16 protein-coding genes and 3 pseudogenes are annotated in these 19,516 nt (G+C 64.3%); 15 read left to right on the forward strand and 4 right to left on the reverse strand.

The genetic code is table 11. The annotated features are described in order from the left end of the window. From QOJ24_RS04060 to QOJ24_RS04075, 4 genes are all read left to right on the forward strand, one after another. On the forward strand, positions 1 to 1,724 hold a 1,724-nt coding region (locus tag QOJ24_RS04060; protein WP_526259360.1), incomplete at its 5' end, for a linalool dehydratase/isomerase domain-containing protein. Between the two features lie 30 nt (positions 1,725 to 1,754). Beyond that, positions 1,755 to 2,567, forward strand: a complete 813-nt coding sequence (locus QOJ24_RS04065) for an SDR family NAD(P)-dependent oxidoreductase (RefSeq protein WP_526259362.1) — start codon at positions 1,755 to 1,757, stop codon at positions 2,565 to 2,567. 72 nt (positions 2,568 to 2,639) lie between these two features. After that, positions 2,640 to 3,638: an NAD-dependent epimerase/dehydratase family protein gene (locus tag QOJ24_RS04070; RefSeq protein ID WP_526259388.1), complete on the forward strand. Its 999-nt coding sequence runs from the start codon at positions 2,640 to 2,642 to the stop codon at positions 3,636 to 3,638. Positions 3,639 to 3,642: 4 nt separating this feature from the next. Next, on the forward strand, positions 3,643 to 5,073 hold the full coding sequence (locus QOJ24_RS04075) for a class I adenylate-forming enzyme family protein (RefSeq protein WP_526259364.1): 1,431 nt from the start codon (positions 3,643 to 3,645) through the stop codon (positions 5,071 to 5,073). A gap of 206 nt (positions 5,074 to 5,279) precedes the next feature. Here QOJ24_RS04075 and QOJ24_RS04080 read toward each other — a convergent pair whose 3' ends face one another. Further along, positions 5,280 to 5,897, reverse strand: a complete 618-nt coding sequence (locus QOJ24_RS04080) for a TetR/AcrR family transcriptional regulator (RefSeq protein WP_526259366.1) — start codon at positions 5,895 to 5,897, stop codon at positions 5,280 to 5,282. 143 nt (positions 5,898 to 6,040) lie between these two features. On the opposite strand from QOJ24_RS04080, the gene QOJ24_RS04085 reads away from it, so the two are divergent. From QOJ24_RS04085 to QOJ24_RS04110, 6 genes and pseudogenes are all read left to right on the forward strand, one after another. After that, a complete protein-coding gene (locus tag QOJ24_RS04085) occupies positions 6,041 to 7,264 on the forward strand; it encodes a CaiB/BaiF CoA transferase family protein (RefSeq protein WP_526259368.1) in 1,224 nt (407 codons plus the stop codon). Next, complete coding sequence (locus tag QOJ24_RS04090) at positions 7,261 to 8,490, forward strand: CaiB/BaiF CoA transferase family protein (protein ID WP_526259369.1); 1,230 nt, start codon at positions 7,261 to 7,263, stop codon at positions 8,488 to 8,490. The genes QOJ24_RS04085 and QOJ24_RS04090 overlap by 4 nt, the downstream gene beginning before the upstream one ends. A gap of 29 nt (positions 8,491 to 8,519) precedes the next feature. Then, a complete protein-coding gene (locus tag QOJ24_RS04095) occupies positions 8,520 to 9,128 on the forward strand; it encodes an FAS1-like dehydratase domain-containing protein (RefSeq protein ID WP_526259371.1) in 609 nt (202 codons plus the stop codon). Continuing rightward, positions 9,125 to 9,595: a hotdog family protein gene (locus QOJ24_RS04100; RefSeq protein WP_526259373.1), complete on the forward strand. Its 471-nt coding sequence runs from the start codon at positions 9,125 to 9,127 to the stop codon at positions 9,593 to 9,595. The genes QOJ24_RS04095 and QOJ24_RS04100 overlap by 4 nt, the downstream gene beginning before the upstream one ends. A 335-nt stretch (positions 9,596 to 9,930) precedes the next feature. Further along, a pseudogene (locus QOJ24_RS04105) lies at positions 9,931 to 11,024 on the forward strand (acyl-CoA dehydrogenase family protein). Between the two features lie 2 nt (positions 11,025 to 11,026). Then, positions 11,027 to 12,222 (forward strand): annotated as a pseudogene (locus QOJ24_RS04110) (acyl-CoA dehydrogenase family protein). 19 nt (positions 12,223 to 12,241) lie between these two features. Here QOJ24_RS04110 and QOJ24_RS04115 read toward each other — a convergent pair. Then, complete coding sequence (locus tag QOJ24_RS04115) at positions 12,242 to 13,480, reverse strand: amidohydrolase family protein (RefSeq protein WP_526259375.1); 1,239 nt, start codon at positions 13,478 to 13,480, stop codon at positions 12,242 to 12,244. A gap of 149 nt (positions 13,481 to 13,629) precedes the next feature. Between QOJ24_RS04115 and QOJ24_RS04120 the strand changes: the two genes are divergently transcribed. Both QOJ24_RS04120 and QOJ24_RS04125 read left to right on the forward strand, forming a co-directional pair. Continuing rightward, positions 13,630 to 14,253: a TetR/AcrR family transcriptional regulator gene (locus QOJ24_RS04120; protein ID WP_526259377.1), complete on the forward strand. Its 624-nt coding sequence runs from the start codon at positions 13,630 to 13,632 to the stop codon at positions 14,251 to 14,253. An 89-nt stretch (positions 14,254 to 14,342) separates the two neighbouring features. Then, a complete protein-coding gene (locus QOJ24_RS04125) occupies positions 14,343 to 14,495 on the forward strand; it encodes a hypothetical protein (protein WP_526259379.1) in 153 nt (50 codons plus the stop codon). Between the two features lie 55 nt (positions 14,496 to 14,550). Here the strand turns inward: QOJ24_RS04125 and QOJ24_RS04130 are convergent, their stop codons facing one another. Further along, on the reverse strand, positions 14,551 to 15,189 hold the full coding sequence (locus QOJ24_RS04130; protein WP_526259380.1) for a TetR/AcrR family transcriptional regulator: 639 nt from the start codon (positions 15,187 to 15,189) through the stop codon (positions 14,551 to 14,553). 109 nt (positions 15,190 to 15,298) lie between these two features. Here QOJ24_RS04130 and QOJ24_RS04135 point away from each other — a divergent pair, with 109 nt between their 5' ends. Further along, positions 15,299 to 16,294, forward strand: a complete 996-nt coding sequence (locus QOJ24_RS04135; protein ID WP_526259382.1) for a Rieske 2Fe-2S domain-containing protein — start codon at positions 15,299 to 15,301, stop codon at positions 16,292 to 16,294. A gap of 84 nt (positions 16,295 to 16,378) precedes the next feature. Continuing rightward, positions 16,379 to 17,089, forward strand: coding sequence for a spirocyclase AveC family protein (locus QOJ24_RS04140; RefSeq protein WP_526259384.1), 711 nt, complete (start codon positions 16,379 to 16,381; stop codon positions 17,087 to 17,089). 79 nt (positions 17,090 to 17,168) lie between these two features. Here the strand turns inward: QOJ24_RS04140 and QOJ24_RS04145 are convergent, their stop codons facing one another. Next, positions 17,169 to 18,116 (reverse strand): class I SAM-dependent methyltransferase, encoded by a 948-nt coding sequence (locus tag QOJ24_RS04145; RefSeq protein ID WP_526259386.1) that lies wholly within the window; start codon positions 18,114 to 18,116, stop codon positions 17,169 to 17,171. 260 nt (positions 18,117 to 18,376) lie between these two features. Between QOJ24_RS04145 and QOJ24_RS04150 the strand changes: the two are divergent. Then, a pseudogene (locus QOJ24_RS04150) lies at positions 18,377 to 19,516 on the forward strand (DUF222 domain-containing protein); the annotation flags it as partial.

Here is a 19,516-nt window from a genome sequence, read left to right on the forward strand (position 1 = left end):
TGGGTGTCGGGCTGTGGTTTCCCGGTGCGGGTTTCCTGGCGATCGGGGGATGGTGGTCGGTCCTCGCCCCCGTTGTCCTGATCTTCTTCGTACTGTCGCTGGTGGCCTGGTTCGCTGCCGGATTCACCACGCTGCCGCCAATTGTCTGGCTGGGCGCAGCGGTGCTGGCTGGTTGGGCTGCAACAGGCCAGCGAACGTCGACCCTCGGAATTGTCGCTGCGGCAATCGTGGTCGTTTTCTGTTTCGTTGCAATGCAGGTGGTTTCACGCCGGTCACGCAGAGCGGCGCTGCGGCGGCGGGCTGAGCGACTGCAGTACCTCCCTAGGGCGACGGCCCGGGCACGGGAACGAGCGCTCCGCCCACCGGAGGCAGAAGACCTCGAACTGGACTCCGACACTCTTGCCGGTTTGCGCTACGTCATCGACCGGGGGTTACAAGAGCCCGGCGACTTCACCGGCTACGACAAGATCGATCAGTTTCAGACTGCCTCTCTTCGCTACCAGATCAATTACCTCGGGTATGCGCTTGCGGTCACTCAAGCGCATTACACGCCGAATTTCCACGGCTACCTCACCCACGCGCAGCGTGGACTGATCGACACCTACCGCGACCGTAAGGTCTGGAGCTACTGGGGCTGGGAGAACGCCTGGGGCAACCTGCGATTGAATGCCGACCCTGTCGGCCGGGACAACATCATGCTCACGGGCTTCTTCGGCCTACACGTGGGGCTTTACACGGCCCTGACCGGCGACGACCGCTACCTCGCCGACGGCGGACTCAGCTTCGGCAAGCATGAGCATTCACTGCACGACGTCGCCGATTCGCTGATGGCGAACTTCCGCAAGGCACCCTTTGGGCTCTTTCCCTGCGAGCCGAACTGGACCTATACGGCCTGCAACTTTCGGGGCATGGGTGCGTTGCAAGTCTATGATCGTCTCACCGGCTCCCGCTACTTCGACGAGATCGCCGAGAACTTCAAGCATCGCCTCGAGACCGAGTTCGTCCACCCCGACTTCGGAATGGTCTCGTTGAAGTCCAAGCACACCGGCATCGATCTCCCGTTCCCGCTGCCAGATGCGATCCCCGCCGTGTATCTGAACTCGATGTTTCCCGATATTGCCATGCGGTACTGGGGGATTTTGCGTACCGAGGCGTTCGCGGAGGACGCCGGCCAACTCAAACCGGTACTCCCAAAAGGCGCGATCGACATGGGCAACTACAAGCCGGGTTACGGCTTGGCGATGGAATCGCTTTATGGCGCGGCGCGCGAGTTCGGCGACGCCGACGCCGCGGCTGCCGCCAAGCTGGCGCTGGACACACTGTGCGACCCGGTCACCGAGGACGGAGTGTTTCGATACCACAAGATGTCCAACTCGGTGAACGCGTGCGTGACCATAGACCGCCAATTGCACCAGAACTTCTGGCGCAGAACTGTTGTCGGCCCCACCGCCGACTCCGCGCTCTACGGCCCCGTTCTCGACGAGGTCGCCTACCCCGACGTCCTCGTTGCGCGCGCCACGAGTGATGGAGACGACCTGCACTTGGTCCTCCGACCCGGGCGGCGCAACTCATCGCAGGTCCTGCGGTTCGCACGCTTGCAACCACACCGCACCTACCGTGTCACCGGAGCTCTTAGCGAATCGCTCGTCGCTGACCCGCAGGGCCGAGCCGAAGCGACGGTAGACCTGAGTGGACGTACCGAGATTCGGGTGCTCCCCGACTAACCGCAGCCAGCTGAACCAAGGGGAAATCATATGGACCTGGGCCTGGCCGGCGCGGCCGTGTGCGTACAGGGTGGAAGCAAGGGCATGGGCCGCGCAGCCGCCGAGTGCTTCGCCGCCGACGGCGCACGAGTGGCGGTCATGGCTCGCGGACGTGAGGCGCTCGACGACACCGTCGCGCGCCTGGCCGAACTCGGCAGTCCCGATGCGGTCGGGCTATCGGTGGATGTCAGCGATGCCACCAGTATCACCAACGGTTTCGCTGAACTGGGCGAACGGTGGGGCGAGCTCAACTCGCTTGTCTGCGCCGTTGGGCCGGAGGTTTCGCAACTGCCGTGGGACCAGGTCTCCGACGAGCAGTTCGTGGACGCCTTCGTCATCGGCGCACTAAGCGCCGTCCGGTCGGCGCGCGCCGCACTGCCGTTGCTCCGCGCCGCCAAGTGGGCTCGGATCGTCAACTTGGCGGCGATGTCGGCACGCAGCCAGGGTTTCGGCTTGATCGAATACACGGCCGCCAAGGCCGCGCTGACGAGCATCACCAAGAACCTGTCGCTGGAACTGGCGGCCGATGGCATCCTTACCAACACCGTTTCGCCCGGCACTTATATCTCCGACCAGATGGAGCGACACATCGCCACACTTCCCGCCGACGCCGGCGTCAGCGCGGACGACCCGACGTCGGTGATGCGCTACATCTCGGAGTTCTTCGGTGTTCGCGCGGATCTGGGTCGCGCAGGCGTTCCGCCCGACATTGCGCCGGTGATCTGCTTTCTGGCGTCGGAACGCAATACATACACGACCGGAGCCAACGTCAACGTCGACGGTGGGTCCAACTTCTACGCCTGATCGTTCAATTGTGGCAGTGTACTGTCAAACGTTAAATGTTGGACGTAGGGGAGCAGCGACGTGGCGGGTCCGATGAAGCTGGTGATCGGCGCGAGTGGATTCCTCGGTTCGCACGTCACACGGCAACTGGTGGAACGCGGCGACCGGGTGCGAGTGCTGCTGCGCCGCACCAGCTCCACGGCTGCCATCGACGACCTCGACGTCGAACGCCGCTACGGCGACGTCTTCGATGACGCTGCGCTGCGCGACGCGATGGGCGGCTGCGACGACGTCTACTACTGCGTCGTCGACGCCAGGGCCTGGCTGCGCGACCCCGCCCCGCTGTTCCGCACCAACGTCGACGGCCTGCGTCACGTGCTCGAGGCAGCCGTGGATGCGGACCTGCGGCGGTTCGTCTTCACCAGCACCATCGGCACCATCGCGCTCAGCGAGAACGGACACCCCGTCACCGAAGGCGAACCGTTCAACTGGGCGAACAAGGGCGGCGGCTACATCGAGTCCCGGGTGGCCGCCGAGAACTTGGTCCTTCAATATGCGCGGGAGCGCGGGCTGCCTGCGGTTGCGATGTGCGTTGCGAATACCTACGGCCCCGGCGACTTTCAGCCGACGCCACACGGCTCGTTGGTGGCTGCGGCGGCAAAGGGCAGGATGCCGGCATACGGCAAGGGCATGTCCATGGAAGTCGTCGGCATCGAGGACGCGGCCCGCGCCCTGATCCTCGCCGCCGATAAGGGCCGCGTTGGCGAGCGGTACATCATCTCGGAACGATTCATCAGCGCTCGCGAGCTCTATGCGACGGCGGCCGAAGCGGGCGGAGCGAGGCCTCCGCGGGTCGGTATTCCGCTGAAAGTCATGTACGCGTTGGGTTTCGGCGGGGACATTGTCGCCAATGTGCTGTGCCGTGACATGCTGCTGTCCACCCTGTCCGTGCGGCTCATGCACATCATGTCCCCGATGGACCACGGCAAGGCCGAGCGGGAACTCGGGTGGCAACCGGAGCCGATCCACGACTCGATCCGGCGAGCCGTCGCGTTCTACCGCCAACGGCCGAGGCAGTCGAACGGTTCTTGACGCCGTGAAGGTGACCTGGCTGGAGCACATCAATGCCGTTCATCGCGACAACGACCGGCCGGCTGTGCTCGACTCGACGGGCACGGTCAGCGGGCGCGCGCTTGTAGCCAAGGCGGCCTACGCCGCCGAACTGCTGCACGAACTCGAACCGACATCAGGGCGGGCGGTGCCGGCCCTTCTCACTACCAACGCCGACGCATTGGCGCTCCTCTTGGCAGGGGCAGCGGCCGACAGACCGCTCGCACCACTTGGCCCGAGGTTGACTCCCGCCGAGTTGGCGGCAGCGATCGCGGCAGCTGGCGCGCGAATCTTTTTGACCGAGAAGGCTTTCGCCGAAACCGCCCGTCAAGCCGCGGCCCTGGCCGACGTCCGGGTTGTCACACTGGAACCCCTGCTGACCTCTGCGACCGGGCTGACGCAGAGCGGTGAGGTCGCGTTCTATTTGCATACGGCCGGCACCACCGGTGCGCCGAAACGGGTCGGTTTCACCTCACCCGTGTTGCTCGCGCGAGGTGAGCTGCTGACGGAGCTGGTCGGGTTCGGGGGCGGAGACCGCTACGCGACCGGTTCGCCGATACATCACATCGGCGGCGTGGGCAATGTACTCGCGGCGTTGAGCGTGGGTGCGGCGGTCCTGCCAACGACCAACTTCTCCGTTGACTGGTGGCGCACCCTGGGTGACGCCCAAGTGACACACTGCCTGTTGGTGCCGAGCATGATCGACATACTGCTCAACGAGAACCTCCTTGATGCCGTCCCGTTGCGCACGCTGGTCTACGGCGCATCGCCGATCACCGAGGACACCCTCAGCCGAGTGCTACACACTCTGCCCGCCGCGCGAGTCGTCAGCCTGTTCGGCCAGACCGAGGGCAGTCCGATCACCAGCCTCGGGCCGGAAGACCACCGACGCGCGATGAGGGGCGCACCCCACCTGCTGCGCACTGTCGGGCGCGCCGTTCCCGGTCTGCGCTTGGCTCTCGACCATCCAGACACAACCGGGGCTGGGGAGGTGCTTGCATCAGCACCGCACTTGGCGGTCCACGCTTCCGACGGATGGTTGCACACAGGCGATCTCGGTCGGATAGACACCGATGGCTACCTGCATCTCATCGGGCGTAGTCACGACATGGTGATTCGCGGCGGCGAGAACGTCTACCCGGTGGAAGTCGAGAATGTGTTGTGCTCACATCCCCGCGTCGCGGCGGCCGCGGTCATCGGAGTTGCTGATGCGCGACTGGGTGAGACCATCGCAGCCTTCATAGTTCCCGCCGACTTTCGTGACCCTCCCGATGTAAAAGACTTACGGTCTTTTACACGCGCCCGGCTGGCGGGTTTCAAGGTGCCGGCCACCTGGACACTCGTTGATCGGTTGCCTCACAACAGCGCGGGTAAGTTGAACCGAATCGCGTTGCGACAGGCCAATGATCGGCGGTGAAACCGAGCCGTGAGGCAGCCTGCGGTTGAGCAAGGCCGCCGCCGGCCGTCGGACGTGAACCGAAACGACGGCCCCGTTGAGCGACCTCGCTTGGCTTGCGCGGGCTCCCGGAGCTGTTCTCGAACGGCACATGCGACTTGTATGCAGACTTTCCCGCCGCCTTTCCGACGACGACATTCCTGCAGATATTGGGTCTGTCGCTCGTCCTATACGGGTACTCGAGGGTTCAGCGCGAGCGTTCGGATGAGAAAGTCGACGAACTGCTCGGTGTAGGTTTCACGGCCACGGGCGACTATGGCTCGCAGGTGCGGCGGCACGCTGAGAGCGTGGTTCATCATCCCGCCGCACAGGGCGTCGAGTAAAAACGTCACCGATGTTCCCTTTGCCAGTTCACCGCGACGGATGCCGCGCCGCACGATCGCGCGAGCGGCCAAGACCTGAGACTGCTGAAAGTCATTCCACCGCTTGTCGATTCCGGGAAGTGCCGGAGCCTCGATGGCCATCCGCAACACTGCCTGCTGGGCGAAACCGTTGTAAAGATCGAACAGATGACGCGCCAGCTCGACCAGGTCGCCCCGCAGTGTCCCGGAGTCGACGTCGTTGACATTGGCGATGTGCCCGGTCAGCACATCGGTCAACAACTGCCTTTTGTCATCCCATCGCAGATAGATCGTCGGCTTGCTCACCCGGGCCGCCTTGGCGACCGCGTCGATGGTGAAACCCGACCAGCCCGCCGCTCCGAAAACCTCCAGCGCAGCCCGCGAGATGCGTAGGTCCACCTCGGGATCGCGCCTCCGGCCCGCCGTCGGAGTGGTGGCCGTCATTCCGTCTCCTGAACTCGGTCCGGTCAGCAGCAACGCCATTACCCACGAACTCGCTGCTTTACAATACGACTTTCGTATCGATATTATCGCACTTACTGCCGTAGGGTCTCGCCCCTTCGGCCACAGCAGCCTTGGAGGGGATGATGGCGTTCCTCGATGGCTGTCGAGTGCTGGACCTCACCGATGAACGGGGCTTGCTGGCCGGCCGAATGCTCGCGGATCTCGGCGCCGACGTCGTAGCGGTCGAACCGTCCGGTGGCTCGTCGGCGCGGCGATGCTCTCCGCGCCGCGGGAACACCTCCTACCTATGGGAAACCTTCGCCGCGAACAAGCGTGGCATCACGGCCGATCTCGATACACCCGTCGGCCAGAGCAAAGTACGGGAGCTGGCCACGGTCGCCGACGTGCTCATCGAAAGCGCCGGCGTCGGAGTGCTCGCCGGTTACGGCCTGGATTACGAGGACCTCCGTGCGGTGAACGACCGGCTGATCTACGTGTCGATCACGGCCTTTGGGCGCAGCGGGCCCAAGGCGCGCTGTGCCGCGTCGGACCTGACTGTGTGGGCTGCCGCCGGTCCGCTGGCCCCGCACCGCGACGAGGGCGAGCCCCCGGTGCGGATCTCGGTGCCACAGTCCTACCTTCACGCCGCCGCCGATGCCGCGAGCGGCGTGCTGCTGGCACTGCTGGCCCGCAACCGCACCGGACGTGGTCAACTGGTAGAGGTAGCCGCTCAGACCAGCGTTTCTATTGCGACACTTGCCTCGGTGCTTTCGCACGCAGTCGGGGACGTGCCTCGTGATTTGGAGACCGGTGCTGTGCGGCGCGTCGACCAGTCCGGCAGCGGATCGGCAACGGCGTCGTCGCTGAAGAAGTGGCAATGCGCGGACGGGTTGGTGGAGTTTCACCTCGGCATGGGACCCGCTGCTGGCGGCTTCACCGCTCCCTTCTTCAAGTGGATGGCCGACGAAGGCGCCCCGGTGGAGCGGTTCGTCGGCATCGACTGGCGCGCCGTGCCTTCGATGCTGCAGAACGGCGAGATGACCGACGACGACATCGCCGAAGCCCGTGCCGCGATTGCCGGCTTCCTGGCGACCAAGACCCAAGCCGAGGTGCTGCATGCCGCCCGCGACCGCAAGCTGTTGTGCGTCCCGATCTACGACACGAGCGACGTGCAAAGAAGCGAGCAACTCTGTGCCAGAAACTATTTCGTCACGATGGGCGAAGATGAGCGCAGAACCACCATGCCCGGTCCATTCGCCGCGGTCAGCATCGACGCGTTGACGATCACCCGCCCGGCCCCGCTGGTAGGCGAGCACACTGACACCGTTTCCGCCGATTGGCTCGCACGTCCGGAAGGCAACCGATGATCACGCCGCTTGAGGGAGTGAAAGTTCTGGACCTTTCCTGGGTGGTCGCCGGGCCGGTGATCGGACGGGCGCTCGCCGACTTCGGTGCCACCGTCGTGCGCGTCGAATCGGCGACCAAGATTGAAACCGCTCGTTTCATGCCTCCGTTCCACGGAGGAAAATTCGGGCCCGAGAACTCCGCGCTGTACGGCACCTGGAACGCCGGCAAGCTCGGCTGTGAACTGGATCTGGGAACGGACGTCGGGCGCACGGCCGCACGCGACCTCGCCGATTGGGCCGACATCGTCATCGAATCGTTTTCGCCGGGCATGGTCGCCAGATGGGGATTGGATTACCCGACATTGAGCGCCGAGCGCGACGACCTGATCATGTTGAGCACCTCGATCAACGGCCAGACCGGTCCGGTGTCGAAGCTCGCCGGCTACGGCAACGTCGGCTCGGCCTTGTCGGGGTTCACCGACATCGTCGGCTGGGCCGACCGACTGCCATTCGGGCCGTACGGCCCCTACACCGATTTCGTCGGTCCCCGCTTCGCTCTTGCCGCCCTCCTCGCGGCGCTACTCCATCGCGACCGGACAGGGCAAGGTTGCTACATCGATGTCTCCCAAGTCGAAGCCGGCGCGTTCTTCCAGTCCCCCGAACTCGCCGACAACGCCGCCAACGGCACCGTCGTGTCACGCAGGGGTAACGCCGACCGCGATGCCGCCCCGCACGGTGTCTACCCAGCACTGGCCGATGCAGCGGCGTCCTCCATCGAGAGGTTCGTCGCCATCGCCGCCACCACCGACTCGCAGTGGCGGGCGCTGGCGGGCGCAATGGAGCGGCCCGACCTCGGGGCCGACGACACCCTCGCCTCTACCGAGGGGCGGCTTGCCCGTGTCGATTACCTCGACGACGCGGTGGCAGCCTGGACCCGCACCCGCAGCGTCCACGACATCGAAGCCGCCCTGCAAGCCGTCGGCGTGCCAGCCGCTGTGGCCGCCACCAGCGAGGACTTCTGCACCGACCCGCAAATCATCGACCGCGACCATCTGGTGACGTTGCCGCACCCAGTGCACGGCACCACGACGGTGGAGGGGCCCCGCTATCGGTTATCGGACACCCCGGGCCGCGTCGAGCGGGCCGCACCCACCATCGGCCAGGACACCGAACACGTGTTGCGTGATCTGCTCGGCTACCGCCTGCAGCAGATCGCGGCATTCAAAGCCGCCGCATCGACCCGCTAGCGGCCGAAGAAATTCGAAGGACAGTGAGCATGTCGGCACCACAACAGATTTCGACCTCCGGCGACGATTGGAAACGCGCCTGGGACCCGATGATGGCCGCGATCGGGACCGACCTTTCGAACGGAAGGACGATCTGGGGCGCCGATGCGGTCGAACGTGGCGCCATCCGCCGCTACGTTGAACCACTCGAGATCGCGAGTGCCCTTCACCATGATCCGGACGTTGCCGGCGAGTACGGTTTCTCCGACGTCATTTCGCCCTATACCGCTGCGTTGTCTTGGACGGTACCGGCAATGTGGCGCCCTGGGAAACCCACGCTGTACGAGGTTGCTTCGCGCGACGCCCAGCCGGCCCGCAGTCCGATCAACAATGAGGATCAAGGACTGGCACCACACACCACCGGCTTTTTCGCCACGGACATCGAACTTGACTTCTTGCGGCCCGTGGTCGCCGGCGAACGTCTCGGTCGGCGTGGCCAAAAACTGCTGTCGTGCGTGGTGAAGCAAACCTCGGTCGGCCGGGGCGCCTTCATTACCACCGAGAGCGAAATCGTCTCCGATGCGGGTGATGTCGTTGCTCGGCTCCGCAGCGGCGCGTACGCCTACAACCCGCACACCAGCGCTGCGGATGCCTCATGAACAGCGGCTGGAACGCAGCACCGACCTCGGCCGTCCCTGTGCGCTACTTCGACGATGTCACCGATGAAGACGAACTACCGACGGTGGCCTTCCACTTACCCATCTACCGCCTTGTGGTCGCCGCCGGGGCCAACCGTGATTTCAACTCGATTCACCACAACGCCGAATACGCGCGCGCGACCGGCGCGCCCGACATGTACGTCAATGCGCTCTTCCTGCTCGGCATGTGGGAGCGCAGCATCCGCGACTGGATCGGTGACGCTGGAACCATCAGGAGCATCAGCGGGTTTCGAATGAGTCGATTCACCACCGTCGGTGAAACGGCTCTGATCCTGGCACGAGTCAACGGCAAACGCATCGACAACGGCATTGGCGTCGTCACTGTCGACATCCGCACAGAGGATTCCAGCGGCGTCACCGCCGGCCCCGGCACTGTCGAGGTGACACTGCCGCGTCGCGGGAAGTAACACCAAGTGAGACGACGTGTATGACTTCTGTCTCGATGAGAAAGATGTGCCGCGTGGGGGCACCCTTCTGCCTTGGGAGACGGTGGCCGATGGGGATATAGTGAACTAAGTTGAATAAGTTGAGCCGTGTCGGGTGGGTCAGAAGCGTACGGTCCGGGCGAACGACGATTAACTCGGTGGAATGTGCAGGATCTCGTGACCTCACCGGATGCGCGAGGCGGAAAGCGCCGGTTCACTGTACGTTTCCCTCGTGCGACGCGCGGGTGTCCTGGTGTGCGATGCACACCGCAGATATCGCCGCGTAGGAGTTCGATGCACAGAGAGGGTGATTGAGGATGACGATCAGCGTCGTCGAGAGGGCGGAGTTGGCGGCGGCGGAACGCGATCTGCTCCGCGACAAGTGCACCGAGCGCGACGTTCGGCGAGTCATGGCCTCCCCGGACGGTTTTGATCGCGGGCTCTGGGCACGCCTCGCCGAGCAGGGTGTCGTCGGCATGGTTGTCGGCGGCGACTACGGCGGCGCCGGCCTCGGCGCGCTCGAGCTCGAAGCGGTCGCGGAAGAGACGGGTGCCGCACTGCTGCCTGCACCGTTCATCTCCAGCGCGGTGCTCGCCGCGACGATGATCCAGGCCACTGGCACAGAATCCGACAAGCGGCGGTTGTTGCCCGGGCTGGCCGACGGCACGGCGATTGGCACCGTTGCGGTAACCGGTAAGCACGGAACATGGGAACCAGAAGGCATCGACGTGCAGGCGGCCACAGACGGCACACTGAACGGCAACGCCCACTACGTCACATACGGACAGATGGCTGACGTGATCCTCGTCGTCGCCGAGACTCCGGCGGTCATGGCATCTTCGAGGTAGCGCCGGATGCGCCCGGATTCCATCGGGCGGCCGACACGGTGTTCGATTCGACGACACCCTTATCGACCTTCACCTTCGACAACACACCCGCACGGCGGCTGGGAGGCGCCGGCTGGGAAGCGGTCGAACACGCGCTGGACCTGGCGGTGACCGCACTGGCCGGCGAGCAGGTGGGGGGCACCCGCCGCATCTTCGACATCACCGTGGAGTACTTGAAGACCCGCATCCAATTCGGCCGGCCGATCGGCAGCTTCCAGGCGCTCAAGCACATGGCCGCTGATCTGCTTCTGGAGGTGGAGTCCGCGACCTCTGCTGCGCAGCGCGCCGTGGCCGAGATGGCCGCTGACCCCGAAAAGGCAAGCGGTGCAGTAGCCCTCGCGGGATTCACCTGCGCCGAGGCATACCAGACGACGGCCATGCAGGCAGTGCAGATGCACGGAGGCATTGGTTTCACCTGGGAACACCCCGCGCACCTGTATCTGCGTCGGGCCCGTACCGGCATGCAACTGTTCGGGCGGCCTGCACTGTTCCGCGAGCGCTACCTCGTATCGAAAGGCGCCTGATCATGACCGCGACGACCACACCAAGCGCCGAACCACTGAGGGGCGAGGTCCGTGACTGGCTGAAAGAGAACTGGATCGGCTTGCCAAAATCCACCGACCCATGGACTAGTTCCCCCGAACGGATCGCCTGGCTGGAGAAGGTCGTCGATACCGGATATGCGGTACCGAGTTTCCCCGTCGAGTGGTTCGGCCGCGGTTACCCACACGAACTCTCCGTCGTCATCGAGCAGGAGTTCACTGCCGTCAAAGCGCCAGGCGCACGGCAGGACAAATACAGCATCCCCGCCAACACCGTGCTGACCTTCGGCAACGATCACCTCAAACGCCTTCTGCTGCGAGACTTTTTGACCGAGCAGGCACGTACTTGTCTGCTCTACAGCGAACCAGGGGCCGGGTCCGATCTTGCCGGCGTGCAGACAACGGCGGTGCGCGAGGGTGAGCAGTGGGTCATCAACGGTCAAAAGGTGTGGACGTCGGGTGCCCAGAGCGCCGACTATGCGCTGCTGATCGCGCGTACCGACTGGGACGTGCCCAAGCACAAAGGCTTGAGCTTCTTCATTATTCCGATGAAGCAGTCGGGCATCGAGGTCAGACCCCTGGTACAGATCACCGGCGAATCGCATTTCAACGCGGTGTTCATCACCGATGCGACGGTCCCCGACTCGCATCTCGTCGGCGGTACGGGCAACGGATGGCGGGTACTACAGACCGCCCTGGCCTACGAGCGATCGATCATGGGGGACAGCGGCCGCGCCTCGCGCAATCGAACGCGCGCGGACAATCTCATAGATCTGGCCCGCGAGCACGGACGCCTCGACGACCCTGTCATCCGTCAGACACTCGCGAAGACATTGGCGACGCGAGAACTGAACGCGCTCAACAATGCTCGCGCGAAGGCCGCTGCCGGGCATGGTACGTCGAGTTCGATCATGTCGTTGGGAAAGCTCGCAATGTCTGAATTTTGCACGCCGAGGCCCAGCTTAAGACCGAGATCATCGGGGCTGAGGCACTGCTGACCGGCAGCGAGAATCCCGAAGCCGACGACGTCAACTTCCTCACGCTGAACGCCTTCTTCACTTCGATCGGCGGGGGCACTGATCAAATTCAACGCAACATCATCGGTGAACGAGTACTCGGCCTGCCCAAAGAACCTGAAGTCGACCGCGACATCCCGTTCCGTCAGGCCCGCCGGGGCTGACTCAGCGACTACCTCTAGGTCAGGCGTTCACCAGTTCTGGCGGCTTGACGGCCTCTGGATCGGGGTTGGCGATCGGCAGCCCCATGAAGCGCCGGGCGTTGTCGCCCATGAAGTCATAGGTGCGCCGCTTGTCCATCCCCTCGGCGTACTTCCAGTAGCCGTGTGGCTCGGCAAGTCCCTCGGGATGCGGCCAGTCGGAACCGAACATCACCTTGTCCCAGCCGACGGTCTCCACGACGTCGGCGACGGAGCCCTCCCAGAACGGGCTGACCCAGCAGTTGCGGCGGAACACCTCGTGCGGATGCTCGGGGAAGTTCTGCGGCATCTTCTTGTAGGTCATCTCGAGGTCGTCGAAGAGCGGCTTGATCCAGGCGCTGCCGTTCTCGACGCTGGCGATGCGCAGCTTCGGGAATCGGGTCAGGGTGCCGTGGCAGATCAAGCTCGTGATCATGTCGGCGATCTCGCGGTGACCCAGTGCCGTCCACTTGAACGCCGACATCTCGAAGGCGCTGGCGGTGTCCGCCGGCTCCCACTTCTCGATGTACTCCTGGAGTGGAGGCTGGCTGGCGTGAAGCACGATCGGCAGTCCGGCCGCTTCGACGTCGCGCCAGAACGGATCGAACTCGGGCAGCGCGGGGGAGCGCCATCCCTTGAAGCCGTACACCGGAGCCGGCTTGATCAACGCGACCTTGGCGCCGTTGTTCAAGATGTACTCGAGCTCGCGGCGGCCCTCCTCGACGATGCCGAGGTTGATGACCGGCGTCGAGTAAACGCGGTTCTCATGGCTGAACCCCCAGTGCTCGAGCATCCACTGGTTGAGCGCATGGATGATCGCCGCGGTGAGCTCAGGATCCTCCGCAGATGAGTGCTCGACGAGGTTGGCGAGCGTGGGGTAGTTGAGGCAGGCGTCGACCTTCTGGCCGTTGAGTTCGGCGATACGGTCTTCGGGGTTGCGCGCGCCTGGCGGGCAGTCGATGCCGCGGCCCGACATCTCGCGCATGGTCAGTCCCTCGGGGTTCTGGCCGGAGTAGAACTTTTCGTGCGCTCCCGGTGCCGCGACGCGTTCGAACGTCGGGTTCGGCATGTAATCGGTGATCTTGTTCAGGATCGCAATTCTGGTATGCCGGCCGATCTGAACGAACTGCACGGCCTTCTTGTACTTCTCGGGCAGGAACTTCAGAAGTGCATCGGGGGTCTCGTACATGTGCTGGTCGGCATCGAAGATCGGTGCGTCGGTGAACTGATTCGGCTGCGTCATCGGTATGCCTCTCGCTGGCTCTGACATCGGTCTTGAATAAGAGCTTGGCGTAACTTGACGATTGTGTCAAGTTGTTGCCGCCAATATCAGCAGTGAGATCTTGACGTGCAGTGATTGCACTTGACGACAGTGTCATATAAGGTCGGCGCATGACGGTGATTTCCGGTATTTCCGAGGTACGGCAAGTGGACGCCAGCCGCGGTGAACGCACCCGTTCTGCGATCCTCGACGCCAGCCGCCGCTTGTTTTTGGAACGCGGCTACGCCGGCACGCCGATCAACGCGATCACCGAGGCGTGCGGCATCTCGCGAGCCGGCTTCTACACCTACTTCAAGGACAAGCGGGAGATCTTCAACGTCCTCGGCAAGACCGCGTATCACGAAGCCCTCGCCGTCATTGCCGAGTGGGCCGACGCCGGCGAACCCTTCGGCCCGATCGAGATCTCGGCCTGGGTCGGCCACTACTTCGACTACATGGACCACCACGGCGCGTTCGTACTGGCGTCGGCGCACTCGGCACCCGATGACGACGCGTTCCGAAAGTCGCGCAACCGCATGGTCACTCGCGCGTCATGGAAACTCGGCCAGGCGATCGCCGGTAACGGCGCGCACTCGCCGGATGTCATCGGCGTCACCGTGATGGGCCTGCTGGACCGGGCCTGGTACACCGTGCACCGGCAGACCGTGGCCGTCGACCGCGACGAGATGATTGCCGTGGTCACCGAGATGATCGTCGCGATGACGCTGCCCGCGGCGACGCAATCAACCGTCTAACCCACTGATGATGCGGGTACTACGCAAGAGGTAGGCGGCGTGGGTTAAGCCTCGCGCGCCATGTCATATCGATACTGAAGGAGCACCACATGTCAGGCTTCGACACGAGCCAACCCATCACCGACGAGGCAGCCCTTCATGGAGCCGACGCCGACGAGCAGAAGGGCAAGAAGTCGGTGGATCAGCCCACGAAGCCTGCGACACCGGAAGAGCTCGGCGACGCCACGCCCGGGCCGCGCTGACCGCTGAGCCCTCGCTCACCCGAGGCCGCCGATGCGGCGGACGTCGTGGAGAGAGCTACCGCGCCGCAATTGCGGCCGGGTCCGGATGTATCGACGCAGCCGTGAGTCCGGTCAACATGAGCGCAACCACCTGGTTGCGCACCTCGTCGAAATCGGTGTCGAGGCGGCCCCGGATGCGTGCTTCAAGATGACGCACTGCCACAGCGTGAATCGCGAACGAATCGAGTTCGGGCCGTGCGTTGGGCAGACTCCCGTCGGCGAGACCCGCCTCCAATACGCCTCTGAGAACCTCTCGGTGTCGGGCGTAAGTGGCCTCCAACGCCGCTGCGATCCCCGGCGCCGCCGCGATGTCTGATGACATGAAGGCCAAGGCGTCGCGAAACCGTGCCTCGTTCCAGCCGATGCTCAGATAGTCCTCGATCCAGGCGGCAACGGCCGCGGCAGGCGTGTCGGCGGCGTCCACTGCCTTCCTCAGATCGGCCAGGATCAGGTCGCCCGCCCATTCCTGCATCGCGATGATCAGATCGTCCTTGCAGGAGAAGTGCCGGTAGAAGATGCGCCGGTTCACGCCGGCGGCTCGCAGGATGTTCTCGATCGACGTGGTCGTCCCGGTCGGGGAGCCGCCCTGACTGATCAACCGATATGCGGCTCGCATGATCGCGTCGCGTTCCGACTGGCGACCGCCCTCAGGCATTTCGCGCTCCATTCCTGGGAATACCGTTCCCAAATTAACATGACGTTGAATGGGAACGCCATTCCCACTAGTGTGGGTCGTATCGATAAGGACGATCTCGAGGAGTGACATGAGGGGCCTGCCAAGCATGCAGCCGACGGGATGGTTTCAGGTTGCCTGGAGCGCCGATCTCGCCGAGGGCGACGTCATGCCACTCCACTACTTCGGCGTAGACCTCGTCGCATTTCGCGATTTGCAGGGTGCGGTCCACGTGCTCAACGCCCACTGCCAGCATCTCGGGGCCAATCTGTCCAAGGGTGGCTGCGTCGTCGAAGACGGTATTCAGTGCCCGTTCCACGGCTGGGTGTGGAACGGCGAGGGGCGCAACGTGCGAATCCCTTATGAGAACCGGCCGAATCGCGGGCGCAAGGTCCGGTCCTGGCCGGTGACCGAACTCAACGAGTCCATCTACATCTGGCACGATGCGTCCGGGCGCGCCCCGATGTGGGAGGTGCCCGACGGGTTGCGGGTGCTCGGTGACCACATTCACGACCGGGCCTACGCCCCTGTTGGACCCGAAGCGCGGGTCAAGTTCCCCGGAATTCACGTGCACCCGCAGGTGATCGCCGAGAACGCGGTCGACCCCCACCACTTCCGGTTCGTGCACAAGACTCCGGTCAGTCCGACAGTGCTACGAGAAGACGTCGATGACGTGACGTGGTCAGCGAAGGTCGGATTTGGCCGACGGTGGAGCGACGGCGTCGATCAGCCGGGAGAAACCAAAAACACCTTGGAGATTTATTGGTCGGGCATCGGCATTTCGTTCAACGGCGAGCACACCCGGGAGGGCTTCCGGGTCATCGCAATCTGCGCCACTCCCGTCGACGATGCGACGTCGGACATCTTCTCCACCTACTGGATCGACGAGGCCAGCGGCCGCTATGACGAACGGCTGCAGGCCGCGCAGGCGGCGTTGCCGGACGACATCGCGATCTGGGAACATCAGATCTACATGGATCCGCCCGGCTTGACGACCTCCGAAGCCGCCGGATTCAAGCAACTGCGTACTTGGGCGCGAAGCTTCTATCCCGACAGCGCGGCTGCCCCCGCGCCGGCGCAACTTTGATTTTCGTTCCGCGACGGCAATAAAAGCATTCGCAAGCAACGTGATTGAGGCGGCGTGAACGGCGCGAACTGGTTCGAACTGGTCATGAGCCTCGCTTTCCTCGCGCTGACCATCTGGGTGGTCATCGACACCCGCAGGCGAGGGGAGCTTGGTCTCGTCGGCTTGCTGGCGATTGCCGGGTTCAGCATCTTCTGGCAGGAGTTCTACGCCGACTGGGGTGCCTATCTGCTGTGGTCTTCCGACTACCACATGCTTCCGTGGGGGTCGACGATGTGGACCACGCCGGATAAGCCCGCGATGAACATCGTCTCGTACCCGGTCTTCATGACCGCAGCCTTCGTTTCGATGCTGGCTCTGCAGAAGTGGGCTCGCGGACGATGGCCCGATGTGCACCCGCTCGTGCTCAGCCTCGTCACGGCAGGGCCGGTGCTGATCGGCTTCAACCTGGTCATGGAATACGTTTCGGTGGAGACTTTCGGGCTGTGGACCTACGTCGACACCATCGGACCGGTCCTGCATTCCGACGCCGGCACAATGCCGCTGCTGTATCCCAACATTCCCTTCGGCGTCTTCGGCGCGGTCACCGCCTTTCTCATCGGTTGGACCAATGGGGAGGGACGGCCGCGCTTCGAGGCGATCGTTGCCAAACCTGGCCTGCCGCAGGGAATCAAGCGCGACGTCCTTCGGGCAATCGCATGGGTTCTCGTGTTCAACGTGACCTACTGGCTGTTCCTGATCACACCGACCATCGCGCTGCGTCTGACGCTGGGCGAGCCCTCGGTCCTTATGCCCTGACGTCGAAGCTAGTCGCCGTGCCAGGTCCGGTCACAGGACGGTGCACGTACTCGGGCAATCGCCCGGCTCGACGCCGGAATCAGGATGGCCCTGAAATCGCTTCGACGAACACGCTTTCCGGTATCGCGTCATCGAGGCCAGGCGGCACGGCCCGGTTGCTCGCGGCCATCAGGTCGTTGGCGTCCATCGCAGTGGTGACAGTCCAGCCATGAGCGCCAAGCCAGTCCACGACTTCTGTGCGCTCTTCGTCGTAGAGCAGGTTGCCGGCTTCGGTGATGTCCTTGCGGCCCAGTTTGACCGCAACCGCGCGGTACCGATCCATCTGCTCCTCGCGGCGCGCGAAGCTATCTTGGCTGAAGAATTCGTTGGTGAACGCCTCCACGGCGACCCGGCTGCCTGGGGCGCTAAGCGACTGTATGCGGTCGAACTGAAGGTCCTGGGCTTCGGCCGTCAGGTAGGGCAGCAGTCCTTCGGCCGACCACGCCGTCGGAAGTGACGGGTCGAACCCGGACTCCACCAGCGCTGCCGGCCAGTCCTGACGCAGGTCGACGCCGACGCCGACGTGGGTCGCGATCGGCGTGACCTGATGAGACTCCAGTGTGCCCGTCTTGAATTCCAGCACCTTGGGCTGGTCGATCTCGTAAACCACGCACCCGGCGGGCCAGGCAAGCCGCCATGCGCGCGCATCCAGACCGGCGGCAAGGATCACCGCCTGGCGGATACCGGCATCGGCCGCACCGAGAAAGTATTCGTCGAAGAACTTGGTCCGGCACGCGGTATAGCCCATCATCGCCTGCATGCGGGCCGGTAACTCCGGATCGAGATCGACCAGCTCGGAAGGTAATTCGGTGTCGAGGTAGATCCGCCAGATGCCGTCGCCCGCCGCCTCGAGAAACAGCTGTGCGAACGGATCGCTGATCAGCGGATCAGCGCTGTTTGTCTCGGCGGCCCGGCCGCCGGCTACTCCGAGGGCGGTCGCGCCGACGCTCTCATTGATGTCCCAGGTGTCATCGTCTGTTCTGGCCATCGGAGTCCTTTCGCTGCCTGTAGAACGTGGTGGAACACAGCGTATACGAAAAAGTTAGATCTGCTTATTAAATGAAGGCCGACTGACCCCGTTTCGCCCGGAACGGCTAGGTGCCGCGGCAAGGTGTGATCAGTGGCTCGGCGTCGGCGATTCGCGACCTGCTCGCGGCATCGTTGGCGCCGCGTCCATCGGAATAACTCTATTCCGTTGTGTCACTTCAGTTTCAGTGGTCACATGGGAGAAGTCTTGTCGGTGGCCGAATATATGTTCGAAGCATGTCAGGGACGGTGGTGCAGGAGGCGGTGGCCGCGCTGCGTGCCGCGCTGGCGGCCCGCGACGTCGAGCTGCTCTCCCGCACGGAGTTGGTCGACACCCTCGACGCCCTCGAAACCCTGACCTGCGAGCTGCCCACCCAATCCCACCGCTTGCTGGCGCGGTTGCAGGCCGAGACCACGCCAACGGAGCTGGGCGCCAAGTCCTGGAAAGATGTGCTCGCGATTCGGTGGCGCATCTCGACGACCGAGGCCCACCGGCGACTGACCGAGGCTGCACTGTTGGGTCCGCGCCGAGCGCTGACCGGGGAACCGCTGCCACCGCTGCTGCCGGCGACCGCCGCCGCTCAGTCCCTCGGGCAGATCAACGGCGAGCATGTCGAGGTCATCCGCAAGGCCATGGGCGAGGTGCCGGGCTTCGTCGACGCGCCCACCCTCGCGCAGATCGAGGTCGACCTCGTGCGCACCGCCGTCAGCGTCGGCCCCAAGGAACTCAAGGACACCGCCGATCGGACTCTCTTCCTGCTCGATCAGGACGGCCCCGAACCCGACGAGCACGAGCGCGCCCGCAAGCGCGGAGTGTCCACCCGCAAACAACGCCGCAACGCAATGACGACCCTGACCGGGGACCTCACCCCCGAAGCGGCGGCCGTCTGGGAGGCGATCTTCGCCAAGTACGCCGCCCCAGGCATGTGCAACCCCGACGACGAAAACCCCTGCACGGCAGGCACACCGTCACAAATCGCAAATCGACAACGACCACCGCAGCCTGGCCCAACGTCGCCACGATGCCATGATCGCCATCGGCCGCATCGTCCTGATGGGCGGGGAACTCGGACACCTCAACGGGCTGCCGGTGTCGACCATCATCCGCACCACCCTGCAGGACCTCGAATCCCGCGCGGGTGTGGGCGTGACCGGCAGCGGCACCATCATGCCCATCGCCGACGTTGTCCGACTCGCCGGCCACGCCAACCACTACCTGGCGGTGTTCGACAAGGCCACCGGATCGGCGTTGGACCTCTTCCGGGCCAGACGCGTCGCGTCCCCCGCGCAGCGGATCATGCTCATCGCCCGCGACGGTGGATGCACAAAACCATCCTGCACCGTGGCGCCTATGGCAGCCAG

This window comes from Mycobacterium sp. (assembly GCF_032159775.1).
Classification (GTDB): domain Bacteria; phylum Actinomycetota; class Actinomycetes; order Mycobacteriales; family Mycobacteriaceae; genus Mycobacterium.